The sequence below is a fragment of the Sphaerochaeta sp. PS genome (assembly GCF_032144095.1).
GTDB lineage: Bacteria > Spirochaetota > Spirochaetia > Sphaerochaetales > Sphaerochaetaceae > Sphaerochaeta.
Window position 1 is genome coordinate 44,232 of record NZ_JAVSNJ010000017.1, and the last position, 13,163, is coordinate 57,394.

Below are 13,163 nucleotides of genomic sequence, written 5' to 3' on the forward strand. Positions count from 1 at the left end.
CCTATCGTTTTTTCGTGATGATGCGCATGTAGAACAGGATGAAGATCATGATCAGGGCGACCATGATTACTGCATAGGTGGCACCAGAGCCCATACGTGAGTTGGTGAAGGCCTCCTGATACACAAATATGCTTCCGCTGCGGGTCCGGTTGGCTGGTCCGCCTTTTGTCATGATGTAGATGATGTCAAACACCTTGACGGCTTCGATGATGCGTAGCACCAGGGCAACCTGGAGGGAGGGGATGAGGTGGGGCAGGGTGATGTAGCCAAATCTCTGCAGCGCATTGGCCCCATCGATCTTGGCCGCATCAACCTGGGCGGAGGAAAGGGTCTGTAGCGAGGCCAGGGCTATGAGGGCAACAAGGGAAAAGTTCTTCCAGACGTCGGCGAATATGATCGCCCCCAGTGCCATGTTGGCACTGCTAAGCCAGCTTATGTAGGAATCTATCAGGCCAAGCTGGGTCAGCAGTGAGTTCAGGGCCCCATACTCCGGGTTGTAGATAAGGCGCCACATGATGGCATTCACTACAGTGGGCACAGCCCAGGGCAGGATCAAGAAGGCACGCAACAGGTTCCGGCCTTTGAAGGGCTCGTTTACCAGAAGGGCAACGGCTGTACCCAGGATCATCTCCGAAGTGACGACGACAAAGGCGAAGATGGCCGAGATCTTGAGGGAAGCGAGGAAGCCTTCATTGGTGATTGCATTTCGGAAATTAGCCAGGCCGACAAAGCCGCTGGTGCCGCTGTCCATCAGCTGGGCGTCGGTAAAGGAGAGGAGGATGGTGCGTATCAGTGGCCAGCCAATTACGGCTCCCATGATTACGATCATGGGAACCGTCAACAAGATTTGGTTTCTTGCTGTTTTCTTGGACATGGTTATTTGATCTCTTTGACTTTCTTGACCGCATCAGAGAGAGCCTGTTTTGGGGTAATCTCCCCATAGAGGGCCCTCTGGACATACTGCTGGATGATGGCACTTGCCTCTTGGTAGTTGGGTTCGCTTGGGCGGACATTCATGATGGAGAACGCCTTCTTGGAGGCTTCTACCAACTGCTCCCTACCTACGGCAAGCTTAGGATCGTCATAGGAGGCTGTCCAGACTGGCAGCTGCAAGTCTGAATAGGCATCCTGTACCTTCTTGCTGCTAAGATGGAGGATGTACTGCAAGGCAGCTTCAGGGTTCTTGGACTGGTTCAATACCGACAGCCCCATGGAGCCACTCATTGCTGCAAAATCCTTGACTCCCTTTGCCCCTGGCAGGACCATCACCTTCACTGCTTCCTTGGCGATCGTGCTTTCAGCAGGATCGGTGGCAAGGGCGAACATATAGGCCCAGTTCAAGGTAAAGGCTGCATCGCCGCTTGAGAAAACTCGGCGTACGTCCTCTTCAAGATATTCGAGAGAGTTTGGATTCAACAATCCTTCGTTCTTGAGGGAGACAAGGAATTCCAGGGCTTTTACCCCTGAAGTGTCGAGGATGTAATTGCCGGAGGCATCCTGGAAGGAACCTCCAAAGGCCTCTAGGAAGTTGGCATAGACGCAGATCAGTGCTTCTGCCTGGGCAAGGCTGAATACGAATGGGTATTCAACAATCTTCTTAGCCTTCAAGGTCCTGGCCATATCTACCATCTCTTCGATCGATTTGGGGGGATTGGTGTATCCAGCTTTCTTGAGCATGTCAGCGTTGTAGAAGAGATACATCGTGTCTAGGAACCAGGGAAGTCCCAATACTTTCCCTTGTTTTGTCGTCACATTCCACGCTCCGGCCAGGACGCCTTCCTTATAGCTGGCAGGAACCTTTGCCGTTATGTCGTAGAGCATCCCTTTCGATGCATATTCGGCATACCAGATGTCGTCAACAAGTACTGCATCATAGGGGTTGTTTGAACCGTATGCGAGCATGGTCTTGTTTCTCAGCTCTTCATAGGGGACGAATTCCGTTGATACGGTGATGTTTGGGTTTGCTTTCATGAAATCATCGGTCATGTCATTTACGTTCTTTTCAGAGTATGCTGCTTGTGCCATCCCAAGGAAACGCAGCTTTATTTTCCCCGCATCAGTGCCTTCCTTGGCACCTGCGGCGAACATGGGAACAATACCGATGACCAGTAGCAGGACAACCAGAACAGATACAGTTTTCTTCATGCTTTTTCTCCTTTGGGAATCTTTGTTTGCATCAAAAATATTGATATAAACATAAATTTATTATATATGGGACCCTCTCATAAGTCAAAGATATATTCTGTGAACCAAGTCCAATAGATAGGAATAGCGTAGCATCAAAAGAGGTTGCTAAGATCAATGGCTTGGAGGAGGGAATGCGGCAAACTATGTATCCTTCCAATGGGTTGCAAGGTCTAGGAAAGTAACAATATATCTGCTCTTGCAAGGTCTTTAAGGTGTTGTTGGAATAATTGGGCAAATCCACAGGGGAATGCAGCATGTGCCCCATTGAGATTGGAGAATAGGTTTTTGAGGTGCTTTATCGTCAGAACGAATGGCATCTCTCCCTTTGTGTAGAAAGGAATGATGTTCTCGGCGAAGAGTGGAACATATGTATCAGCGTGCATGGGTGAAGAAAAATGCTGACGACTTTTACATAGGCAATACCATTTCTCCGATAGTTCTTTTTCAAGATGGAGAGTGAGGAAATCTTCGAAATTCATATGGGTGAAGAGAAATTCTGGGATGCTTTTAGGTCGGTTTACATAGGATGCCCAATTGCCATCGTTATTCCGCAAGTAAATATCATAATCGAGGCAGATGTGGATTGGGGTACGGGGGTTGTTCTTTCTTGCTGTTTTGTATGTTTTCACAACCTTGGAATATTGGCCACCATTGCTGGATATGGGTATGTAGACAAGTGGGATTTCTTCTTCACGGAGAAATCTATTCAGCTCTTGCAGGTAGACAGCCTCTGAAGTCCCTTCACAGATAATCATATGAACGTGCTGTCGCTCTTCCATCTCTAGCTCCTAGATGTATGGGAAAGGGATGCCTGTATAGGTTCCATGCAGGTACTGCTTTCTGAAGTTCGTCACGTTACGCACCCCTTTGAAGTCAGAGACTCTCTTCATGGTGGAACCACTTTTTAGGGTTTTGTTGATGATGCATATTTCTGATATACGCAGCAAATCATTGTCGAGTATGTCAGTATTATGGGTGGTAAAGATTATCTGAGAGTTTTTTGTATTGTACCTCTTGTCCTTGAAAAGTTTCACCAGTTCTGAGGTGAGCAAAGGGTGCAAAGAGAGAGCGAGTTCGTCAATGATTACAACACTGCCTTGTTCCAAGGCAAACAGGAACATGGCTATCAAAGAGGAGAGCCTTTTTGTACCTTCTGACTCTTCGTTGAAATCGAACTCAATTTCATTGCCTTGCATATCGAGGTGATAGGAATGGATCGTGTCTGACTGTTTAGTACATGTTCCTAGGCTCGAATTGGTAGTTGAAAAGGCCAAGCGTGGGCCAAGATTGGTTTCCCTGATATGCTCCATTCTTGCAATATCAATATCGAGTTTCTTAAGGATGAAAACAATCTTATTGAATGCTTCCTTTAGCTTTATCTGGTCTTTGGAAGCAGACAACATATCGAGACAGGAAGAAAATGATGGGCGGTTGGTTGTGTATACATCGATGTTTCTTGAAATATAGGAGAAGGCCGCAGAGACATGTTCTGAAAGACCTGTGAAACCTTGGCCAAGGACGGTAAGAAAGGGTTTCTTTTGGTTTTTTTCCTCATCCAAGCATTCGACAGTATATACTTCGTTCAATTTGTCAGTGGTGTAGACCTTTGTGGCAATTGTACCAAAAGCTTGAGTTTGGGTTTCAATTGCATAGAGCGTCTTCCCCTCCACGGTGAGCCTCTCTCTTTGTATTTGTTGCTTGTCATATTCCAGAAAGTATACGTATGCAGTTTCATCGAGGTAAAATTCTAGTTCGAAGGAAGTTGATGGATAATTGGAGTGTAGTCTATTCGGATTGAATGATTGGGCAGTGAGGCCCTTTGCGATAATCTGTTTGAAAGTTGAAAATGCATGGATGATATTTGATTTTCCTGAGGCGTTTGCGCCATAGAGGGCAATGACAGGGACAAGCCGAACCTTTTCCTTTGCTTGAAGGAATGGGAGCATCTCCATGTCTTGGTACCTATTGGGAGCTTTTTTCTCTGCATAGCTTACATCGAGTTTTAGGTCAAGAATTGACTTGAAGTTATGAATGGAAAAGTATGATAGCATGATGCCCCCCTTTTAGATACTTGTAACTATAGCGTACCTTGTTCCCATGAATTTGTAAATATAAACATTTTTTTTGTTTATATATAGAAAAAATACTACTATGAAAACTATTTTAAAACTGCAATACCACACACTATTTGTAAGCGATAGTAGGTGAAGTAAGCATTTTGCAATTGCCTCTCTTTTTGCTTTTTAAGTATACGTGATCCCATGAAACTGTCATTATTCGACAGTTTCATAGGAGTATATGTAAGATAAACATATTTTTGTTTATCCTTGTGTGGAAATGGAGCTGAAGGCTCCTCGGAAAATTTCTTTTTTGAGAATTGAAGATGGTATTTGGCAGATTTTGGATTTGTCAGATATCAGTTGAATAGATGGATTTTTATTCGTGGCTTATTTAGCAAAATAGTAACTGCCAATCTTCCTGAACTTTAATGGAGTCATTCCCAACTCTTTTTTGAACAAGGCATAGAAGTTGCTCAGGCTCTGGAACCCTAGGGAGTAGGCGATGTCTATGATTTCATCATCGGAGTGTTGGAGCATGTTGGCCGCGTAGTTTATCTTGAGGGTGTTTACATAAGCGATGGGAGTGGTTTGTAAGTACTTCTGGAAGCATCTGCAGACATGCTCTTTTGTCTTTCCCGATTGGGTTACAAGGGAGTCAAGAGAAATGGTGCCTAGGGCAGTATTGTCCAGGTCTTGGATCATTTTCTGAAACCAGATTGGAACGTTCTCTTGTGAGGTGATTTTGGAGTCAAAGGTGAGGGCTGGAATAAGATACTGGGTGAAGATATACACCAGCTGGGTCCTAAGGTAGGACTTGATGGCCACGTAGTCATGGATATTAAACAGAGCCAGGCGCTCCAGTTTCGTCCGAAGGTAACTGGTCTCATTGTTTGTCAGGTGAATGACCGGCAGTTCCTCTGCTGCAAGAAATTTCTCCTTCACGCCATCGGAATAGAGATATTCAAATAACGATGAGACAGCCTTGGCAGGAAAGGCCAGATTTATATGTTCGCTTTTTCCTGTTTCGATCTTTTTATGGATTTCTCCTGGCCTTACAAAAATGATATCGCCCTTTTGTAAATAATAGGTCTTTCCCTTAAGGATAAACTGTAGATCCCCATGTGTCATGAAAGAAATCTCATAAAAATCATGGACTTGGGGGTAGATGTTTGGGTTGATCTGTTTCTGGAACGCGTAGTGAGTTTCTGTATCTGTGTTGATGGTCCCGTTTGCATTGACTACGTGTATCATATTGCTTTCCTACTATGTATCAATATACAGCAATAATACCTTGGTTACAAGGAAGAATGTACGTGCCAGTTCGGGTAAAATTAGCCAAAAAGATAAAGGTGCGATATATGAAACTAGGTCTTGGCTTATACAAACATATGCTTACTCGAGATAATTTCAAGTTTGCAAAACAAGTGGGTTGCTCCCATATAATAATCCATCTTGCCGATTATTATTCTCAAGAAAAAGGTGTGGTTACCGCAACGGATGAAAACAACAACTATGGCCTATCCACAACATCTGACCCGATTTGGAGCCTGGAAAGTATGCAGACCTTACAGGCAATGGCCAAGGAAGAGGGTGTAGAGATCTATGGCATCGAAAACTTCAGCCCTGCTGATTGGTACGATATCCTACTCGATGGACCCAAGAAATACGAACAGATTGATACCCTTAAGCAGATAATCAGGAATGCTGGAGCTGCTGGGATACGAAGTTTTGGATATAACTTTAGCTTTGCAGGAGTGTGGGGTCACCAGAGGCGGACTGTTGCAAGGGGAGGGGCAGTCAGTGCTTGTTTCAATGCACACGACCTTGCCATTGATGCTCCGATCCCAGATGGTGAGATTTGGAATATGACCTATCGCGAGGGAAATCCTGGTAAGTTCATAGAAGAGATTACCTCGGAAATGCTCTGGGATAGGTTGGCTTGGTTCTTGAGGAAAATATTGCCCGTTGCTGAAGAAGCTGGTGTGGAGCTTGCCCTTCATCCTGATGACCCTCCTATGCCAAGTCTCCGAAATACACCAAGATTGGTGTACCAGCCTTCGCTCTACCAGAAAGTAATTGACCTGTACGACAGCCCGTCGAACAAGCTAGAGTTCTGTATGGGGAGCATTCAGGAGATGAGTGAGGGGAACCTGTATGATGCCCTAAAGTCCTATGCTTCACAAAACAGGATAAGCTATGTCCATGCACGGAACGTAAAGGGAAAAGTCCCTGTGTATGATGAAGTATTCATAGACGAAGGAGACATCGATATGTTCAAGGCCCTGAGGATCTTGAAACAGAACAATTTCCAAGGGGTGCTTATTCCTGACCATACCCCTGAATTGATCTGTGGTGCCAGTTGGCATGCTGGTATGGCGTATGCGTTGGGATATATACGAGCAGTTTTGCAGGCTTTAGAGATGGAGGAACGGTAATATGGACACATGGAAGACAGAAACAGAAATGTTCGCCTTGATGAAAGAGAGACTCTACACACCTGTTGTCGGTGATATTCTAGACGCTATGGGATATTATCATCAGTTTTTACCACAGGATATCAGGCCTTTGAATGATGGAATGAAACTTGCAGGGAAGGCCATGACAGTGCTGATGATCGATGTGTATGGACAGCAGAAAAAACCCTTTGGCTTGTTGACCGAAGCATTGGACCAATTGGATGAGAATGAGATCTACCTTGCGACTGGGGGGACAAAACGTTGTGCATATTGGGGAGAGCTTCTCACTGCCACAGCGAGGACCAGAGGATCTGTAGGAGCGGTAGTCAATGGATGGCATAGGGATACCCCGCAGGTTCTGGAACAGAATTGGCCAGTTTTCAGTTGTGGCTGCTATGCCCAGGACTCTTCGGTGAGGACACAGGTTGTGGACTTCCGCTGTAGAATCGAGATTGGGGAAGTGACCATCAACGATGGGGATATCGTATTTGGTGATGTCGATGGCGTTATAATCATACCCAAGGATGTTGCCTCTGAGGTTGTTCTTCTCGCCTTGAAAAAAGCTTCCACGGAGAAGGTGGTGAGAAAGGCTATTGAAGGTGGGATGAGTGCAACGGCAGCGTTTAAGGAATTTGGAGTTCTGTAAGGAGAAAACCATGAATGAATTAATCAAGGAAGCATTTGGTTTGGATGGAAAGGTTGCCCTGATAACAGGTGGGGGTTCCGGCCTCGGCTTTGCCATCGCCCGGACGTTGCATGGCTCCGGGGCAAAGGTAATTCTTGTTGGCCATAGCAATGAAGAGAATTTGAAAAAAGCTTGCGAACAGTTGGAAGGTAGTTGCTACTATCTGTTCGATATCACCCGTCATGATGAAGTGGCAGGCTTTGTTGAAAAGGTTCAGAAAGAGCAAGGGGAAATTGATATCCTGGTAAACAATGCTGGGGTCCATTGCAAAAAGAGTATTGAAGACTTAGAAATGGAGGATTTCAAGCGGTTGTTTGATGTCCATTACCTGGCTTCCATTTCCCTGACCCAAGCTGTTCTTCCTGCGATGAGAAAGAGAAAGAGTGGGAAGATCATCTTTCTTTCCTCAATGAGCGCTTTTGTCGGGCTTACAAAGGTCATGGCCTATACAGCTGCAAAAGGTGCCCTTACCGCATCAGTAAGAGCTCTTGCAGCAGAGGTCTCCTGTGAGAATATCCAAGTCAATGCCATAGCCCCGGGTTTTATAGATACGCCGATGTTCCGCCTTGTAACAGATAATGATCCTGCAAGGAAAGAGAAAATATTGGGCCATACCCCTATGAACAGATTTGGAGAACCTTTGGACATTGGGTTTGGAGCTCTCTATCTTGCTTCAAGGGCGTCAGATTTTGTGACAGGGACGACCCTTATCATCGATGGTGGATTTTCCATTGGGTTCTAGGTTTTTTCTCTGAAATTGCAAGAAGTCAATATACAGGAATTATTCCATCTAAAATAGGAAGATTGTCAGGTCAAGGTATCATACCCTGTTGATATAGGTTCTACATATTTATGTCAGAATAAGTCAAAGGAAAAAGGAGAACGTGATGAAAAAATTAGTGCTGATCGCTTTGTGTTCGTTGGTCATCGTATCAGGCGTGTTCGCTCAAGGTGGAGGAGAAAAGGCTACGAAATCTGGTCCCTATCTCATCAAGCTTGCAAATACCCAAGGCGAGAAAGATACCCAATCTATTGGATTGAAGGAAGCAAAGGAACGACTTGAGGCAACTGGCCTATTCAAGGTTGAGCTGTATTATTCATCATCCCTTGGTGGTACTGATGACCTTACGGAACAGGCAATTGCAGGAGCTCCCGTGCTAACAGTCTCCGATCCTGGCCGTCTGATGACCTATGTGAAGGACTTTGGTGTAATCCAGATGCCCTTTATGTTTGATGATGCTTCTGCCTTGAACAAGCTGGTTGAAACTGCTACCTATAAGGGCTGGGAACAGGAATTCGAGAAGCAAGGTATCAAATTGGTTACTTCTAACTGGTATTCTGGCGCAAGAAACTTTGTGTTGAACAAAGAAGTCAATGTTCCTGCTGACCTTAAAGGCCAGAAGATTCGCACCATTGGTAGTCCTCTCTATACTGAATCAGTCAACGCAATGGGTGCTATTGCAACCCCAATGGAATGGGCTGAAGTATATCCTGCTCTATCCCAGGGCGCTATTGATGGTGTAGAAGCCCAGACCCCTTCTGTCTACGCTACCCGTCTCTTTGAGACCAGCAAGTACATCAACAAGACTGAGCATTTCCAGCTGATCGGCTGTGTTGTGATGGGTTCTTCCGTTTTTAATTCTTGGAGCAAAGAAGCTCAAGATGTATTTGTAAAGACTTTCAAAGAAGTTGGCAAGGAGAACCAGGGACTGGTTATGGAACTTACAGCTGAATATGAAGCTGAGATGGCCAAATCCGGAATGATAATCCGTACAGTTGATAAGACTCCTTTCCTCAACGCAGTACAACCTGTCTATGAAAAGTTGGGCTATTCAAAAGCCAGAACAAGCATTCTTGCTGAAATTGCAAAATAATAAATCTAGAAGTGCCGAGGCTAATGACAAAACGGGTTTTTTGTCATTAGCCATCTTAGGAGTCTCTCTCAATGAATGAAAAGAAAACCTTTGCTACAAAGTTGGAGCATGCTTACCAAAAATTTTGCCAGATTGAAATTTTCATTAGTGCTGTCCTATTTATGGTCATCATTGTGTTGGTTTTTACCGCAGCACTATTCCGAAAGTTTTCCATCCCCATTCAGTGGTCCATCGATGTCTCCCAACTGGCGTTTGCATGGTTAGCGTTTTTAGGTGCTGATATAGCGTTACGAAAAGGAAGCTTGGTTGGTGTTGCCTTGCTTACTGATAAACTCCCTGCGAAAATCCAATTTATTCTGAAGTGTATCTGTTATGTATTAATGTTGTTTTTGGTATTTATCTTCATTCGGTATGGCTTTGTTTTGGCGATTCAAAATTGGAACAGGGCTTTTCAAACACTTCCTGTCAGTTATTCTTTTGTTACTCTCAGCCTACCGGTAGCTGCAATTTTAATGGTGTTTTCAATTATCCATTCTATTGTTCTTGATGTTATTTCCTTTAAGAACATAGCTAAGAAGGAGCGTTAGGATGTGGCTGTTACTCCTACTGTTTATAGTTTTGATCGTTATCAACATGCCCATTGCCTTTGTAATCGGTATTTCTGGAAGTGGGTATTTCCTTTTGAACAGTGACATTCCTTGGGCTGTCCTTGTCCAGAGGGTTGTTGCCCAGACACAGTCCTTCACTTTTCTTGCAGTGCCTTTTTTTCTATTTGCAGGAAACCTTATGAATGAGACTGGGATTACAAAAAACCTCTTGAGCTTGTCACGATTGCTCACCCGTAGGATGTATGGAAGCATTGCACAGGTGAATGTTATCCTTTCCACTTTGATGGGTGGGATATCTGGCAGTGCTACTGCTGATGCTGGAATGGAAATCCGCGTCCTCGGCCCTGAAATGGATCGTTTAGGGTACCCCAAGGGGTATACGGCGGCCGTTACCTGTCTTTCAAGCCTAATTACTGCAACTATTCCGCCAAGCCTTGGCTTGATTTTGTATGGTTTTGTTGGAGAAGTTTCTATTGGGAAACTATTTGTCGCTGGAATCATTCCTGGTTTGATCATGTGCGGTGTGTTAATGATTACGGTTAACATAACCAGTCGCAAGCGAGGATTTGAAGTCCCCACGGATGATATAAAACCTGCTTCTTTCAACGAAATCCTTGATAACCTTAAATCATCGGTATGGGCACTACTGTTTCCCTTGATTCTCATCTTGGGCATCAGATTTGGTTTTTTTACACCCTCTGAAGCTGGAGCATTTGCTGTAGTATACGCCCTATTCGTAGGAATCTTTATCTATAAAGAGTTGACTTGGGAAAAATTTAAGAAGGCTTTAATCAACTCCATTATCGACAATGGTGCCATCATTCTGATCATTGCATTCTCAGGAATTTTCAGTTATGCGCTGACCTATGGAAATGTACCTACGATTATGTCCAAGTTCATTCTTGGCTTGACGACCAACCCTCAGGCAATGGTTTTGATAATGCTCTCTTTCTTGTTCATCACTGGAATGCTTGTAGACAGTAATGTAAACATCTTGTTGTTAACCCCAATATTCCTTCCTGTTGTGCAAGGTCTTGGAATAGACCCTGTGCATTTTGGCATATGTATGATGACTATTGTTACCATGGGTATCATGACCCCACCTGTAGGGACTGCTGTCTATATTGTGTGTGGTATTCACAATTGTAGTATTCAGGATTATGTGAAGGAATCATTACCTTTTTTTGCTGCGATAATCATTGAAGTAATTATCTTGGTGTTTGTTCCTCAGTTGACAACATTCTTGCCTAATCTGTTGTTCTAAAGAAGGAGGTTCACGTGAAACCTTTCATGGATGATGATTTTTTGTTGGATAGCGAGACCGCTATCCAGCTTTTCTCTTTTGCCAAGGACCTTCCGATCGTCGACTATCATTGTCATCTGAGTGCAAAAGAAATATATGACGACAAACAATTTTCATCCATTGGATCGCTGTGGCTCGATCATGACCATTATAAATGGAGAGTCATGAGAGCCCATGGTGTCAGTGAGAATTTTGTAACGGGAGAAGCTTCACCATATGAAAAATTTTATGCCTTTGCCGGAAGTCTTCCCTATGCTATCGGAAATCCAGTGTACCACTGGTCCATGCTGGAGCTTCAAAGATATTTCGATATCTACGAACCTCTATCAGAGGCTAATGCGCAAAAGGTCTGGACCCTTGCCAATTCTATCATAGCTGAGCGCGCATATTCGCCACGGAGTATGATAGAACTGTCCAAGGTAACGATGCTTTGTACGACTGAAGATCCTTGCGCTGATCTTTCCTATCACGCTCTTCTGAAAAATGAGTTTGTTTCCTGCTCTGTCTTACCAGCTTTCAGGCCTGACAGATTCCTTGCGATACAAAAAGCAGAGCCGTATTCTGTCGCCTTGGAAGAGTTGGGGAACCTGACAGGGGCAAACATCTGTACATATGGGCACTTGAAGGAAGCCCTAGAAAAACGGATTGATTTTTTTGATAAATCTGGTTGTATAGCCAGTGACCATGATATCAACTTACTGGTTTTTGACCCTATCTCCGACTCTCTAATGACAGCTATTATGCAGAAGTCACTAACTGGGGCTTCCCTCACATTTAAGGAAGTGCATCAATACCGCTCAACCCTGCTACTCTATCTTGCCCAAAGCTATGCAAAACGGGATTGGGCCATGGAAATGCATATCGGATGTAATAGGGACCAAAACATGAAAATGGTCCGATCTGTTGGGGAGGCTTGTGGGTATGATTCTGTTGGTGACTATTCCATCGCCTGTGATCTGGGTCTGTTTTTCAATGCATTGGAAGAAGAGGGGAAGCTTCCCAAGACGATCTTGTTCAGCCTGAATCCGAAGGACAATTGGGTATTGGCAGCCCTGGCAAATACGTACCAGAGCTCAGAAGTTGCTTCAAAAATGCAATTGGGCGCTGCCTGGTGGATGCAAGACCATAAATATGGGATGGAGCAACAATTGCTTGCTTTGGCTAATACTGGGGTGCTCGGGCATTTCATTGGAATGCTTACCGACAGTAGATCATTCCTTTCTTATCCAAGGCATGAGTATTTTAGGAGAATCCTGTGCAACTTTATTGGCCAATATGTCGAAAAGGGTGAGTATCCGAATGACATTGAGGTCTTGAAGGTTCTTGTCGAAGATATTTGCTATAAGAATGTGGTTGTGTATTTTCAGAAAAGAAGAGGGGTGGGCTTGCTTGATTCATAAGGGAATACAATGATTATTTCCTTACAGGCAAAAGCGTGTTTCTACATAGTTTTGAGACTCTGTTGTTCGTGGGCATATTGTAAAATTATCAGCTTCGTCGATTATTTGTATTCGAAAAATCCTCCTCGATTATTCATTATCTTGTAATTATCGAGATGTAATGGCATATTTTACTAGAGATATTCGAAATTTTCGATAAAGAGGCCTGATATGCTTGTACAATTTATTTTTGATAATTACCTCTCATTTGGCACTAGGCAAGAATTTAGTATGTTCAGTGGGAAAAGTAGAACATTTCAAGAGAGGGTTAAACAAACAGGTAATAAAGGAATTCTTAAATTTGCTGCCCTTTTTGGTACTAATGCTTCAGGAAAGTCAAATTTTATCAAAGCATTGTCATTTATGGATCAAGCTGTAGAAGAAGGGAGCATCCCCCTAGGTCAAGGGAACAAGTATTGTCGGACTATAGCAAGTAATCGAGAAAGAACCAGTTACTTTGAGGTGATATTGCTAGAGCAAGATTGTTTTTACAGCTATGGGTTTGAAGTTCTTCTTTCCAAGGGGAATTTTACTTCTGAGTGGTTGATTAA

13 protein-coding genes are annotated in these 13,163 nt (G+C 44.0%); 8 read left to right on the plus strand and 5 right to left on the minus strand.

What is annotated here, in order from left to right:
• Nucleotide 1: 1 nt before the first annotated feature.
• The 5 genes from ROJ03_RS11715 to ROJ03_RS11735 all read right to left on the minus strand — a co-directional run bounded on the left by ROJ03_RS11715 (nucleotide 2) and on the right by ROJ03_RS11735 (nucleotide 5,498).
• A complete protein-coding gene (locus ROJ03_RS11715) occupies nucleotides 2–874 on the minus strand; it encodes a sugar ABC transporter permease (protein ID WP_313727245.1) in 873 nt (290 codons plus the stop codon).
• Between the two features lie 2 nt (nucleotides 875–876).
• Nucleotides 877–2,145 (minus strand): extracellular solute-binding protein, encoded by a 1,269-nt coding sequence (locus ROJ03_RS11720; protein ID WP_313727246.1) that lies wholly within the window; start codon nucleotides 2,143–2,145, stop codon nucleotides 877–879.
• Between the two features lie 212 nt (nucleotides 2,146–2,357).
• Nucleotides 2,358–2,966 carry a hypothetical protein gene (locus ROJ03_RS11725; RefSeq protein WP_313727247.1) on the minus strand — a complete coding sequence of 203 codons (609 nt, stop codon included), beginning with the start codon at nucleotides 2,964–2,966 and terminating at the stop codon, nucleotides 2,358–2,360.
• Nucleotides 2,967–2,975: 9 nt separating this feature from the next.
• The gene (locus ROJ03_RS11730) at nucleotides 2,976–4,238 is read right to left on the minus strand and encodes an ATP-binding protein (RefSeq protein WP_313727248.1); all 1,263 of its coding nucleotides are present in this window, start codon (nucleotides 4,236–4,238) and stop codon (nucleotides 2,976–2,978) included.
• 396 nt (nucleotides 4,239–4,634) lie between these two features.
• Nucleotides 4,635–5,498, minus strand: a complete 864-nt coding sequence (locus ROJ03_RS11735) for an AraC family transcriptional regulator (RefSeq protein WP_313727249.1) — start codon at nucleotides 5,496–5,498, stop codon at nucleotides 4,635–4,637.
• A gap of 107 nt (nucleotides 5,499–5,605) precedes the next feature.
• Between ROJ03_RS11735 and ROJ03_RS11740 the strand changes: the two genes are divergently transcribed.
• The 8 genes from ROJ03_RS11740 to ROJ03_RS11775 all read left to right on the plus strand — a co-directional run.
• Nucleotides 5,606–6,682, plus strand: coding sequence for a mannonate dehydratase (locus ROJ03_RS11740; protein ID WP_313727250.1), 1,077 nt, complete (start codon nucleotides 5,606–5,608; stop codon nucleotides 6,680–6,682).
• 1 nt (nucleotide 6,683) lies between these two features.
• A complete protein-coding gene (locus tag ROJ03_RS11745; RefSeq protein WP_313727251.1) occupies nucleotides 6,684–7,349 on the plus strand; it encodes an RraA family protein in 666 nt (221 codons plus the stop codon).
• Nucleotides 7,350–7,359: 10 nt separating this feature from the next.
• A complete protein-coding gene (locus ROJ03_RS11750) occupies nucleotides 7,360–8,130 on the plus strand; it encodes an SDR family oxidoreductase (RefSeq protein WP_313727252.1) in 771 nt (256 codons plus the stop codon).
• A 145-nt stretch (nucleotides 8,131–8,275) separates the two neighbouring features.
• On the plus strand, nucleotides 8,276–9,262 hold the full coding sequence (locus tag ROJ03_RS11755; RefSeq protein WP_313727253.1) for a C4-dicarboxylate TRAP transporter substrate-binding protein: 987 nt from the start codon (nucleotides 8,276–8,278) through the stop codon (nucleotides 9,260–9,262).
• A 71-nt stretch (nucleotides 9,263–9,333) separates the two neighbouring features.
• On the plus strand, nucleotides 9,334–9,849 hold the full coding sequence (locus tag ROJ03_RS11760) for a TRAP transporter small permease (protein WP_313727254.1): 516 nt from the start codon (nucleotides 9,334–9,336) through the stop codon (nucleotides 9,847–9,849).
• A 1-nt stretch (nucleotide 9,850) separates the two neighbouring features.
• Nucleotides 9,851–11,134 (plus strand): TRAP transporter large permease, encoded by a 1,284-nt coding sequence (locus ROJ03_RS11765; RefSeq protein ID WP_313727255.1) that lies wholly within the window; start codon nucleotides 9,851–9,853, stop codon nucleotides 11,132–11,134.
• A 14-nt stretch (nucleotides 11,135–11,148) separates the two neighbouring features.
• Nucleotides 11,149–12,573, plus strand: coding sequence for a glucuronate isomerase (gene uxaC / locus ROJ03_RS11770; RefSeq protein WP_313727256.1), 1,425 nt, complete (start codon nucleotides 11,149–11,151; stop codon nucleotides 12,571–12,573).
• A gap of 210 nt (nucleotides 12,574–12,783) precedes the next feature.
• Nucleotides 12,784–13,163, plus strand: a 380-nt coding sequence (locus ROJ03_RS11775; RefSeq protein WP_409530498.1) for an AAA family ATPase, incomplete at its 3' end; no start/stop codon positions are given.

Bases quoted from the DNA above. Each gene is read 5' to 3' on its own strand.
- ROJ03_RS11740 (WP_313727250.1), top strand. From the start codon at position 5,606: ATGAAACTAGGTCTTGGCTTATACAAACATATGCTTACTCGAGATAAT.
- ROJ03_RS11735 (WP_313727249.1), bottom strand. From the start codon at position 5,498: ATGATACACGTAGTCAATGCAAACGGGACCATCAACACAGATACAGAA.
- ROJ03_RS11765 (WP_313727255.1), top strand. From the start codon at position 9,851: ATGTGGCTGTTACTCCTACTGTTTATAGTTTTGATCGTTATCAACATG.
- ROJ03_RS11755 (WP_313727253.1), top strand. From the start codon at position 8,276: ATGAAAAAATTAGTGCTGATCGCTTTGTGTTCGTTGGTCATCGTATCA.
- ROJ03_RS11720 (WP_313727246.1), bottom strand. From the start codon at position 2,145: ATGAAGAAAACTGTATCTGTTCTGGTTGTCCTGCTACTGGTCATCGGT.
- ROJ03_RS11745 (WP_313727251.1), top strand. From the start codon at position 6,684: ATGGACACATGGAAGACAGAAACAGAAATGTTCGCCTTGATGAAAGAG.
- ROJ03_RS11715 (WP_313727245.1), bottom strand. From the start codon at position 874: ATGTCCAAGAAAACAGCAAGAAACCAAATCTTGTTGACGGTTCCCATG.
- ROJ03_RS11725 (WP_313727247.1), bottom strand. From the start codon at position 2,966: ATGGAAGAGCGACAGCACGTTCATATGATTATCTGTGAAGGGACTTCA.
- ROJ03_RS11750 (WP_313727252.1), top strand. From the start codon at position 7,360: ATGAATGAATTAATCAAGGAAGCATTTGGTTTGGATGGAAAGGTTGCC.
- ROJ03_RS11760 (WP_313727254.1), top strand. From the start codon at position 9,334: ATGAATGAAAAGAAAACCTTTGCTACAAAGTTGGAGCATGCTTACCAA.
- ROJ03_RS11730 (WP_313727248.1), bottom strand. From the start codon at position 4,238: ATGCTATCATACTTTTCCATTCATAACTTCAAGTCAATTCTTGACCTA.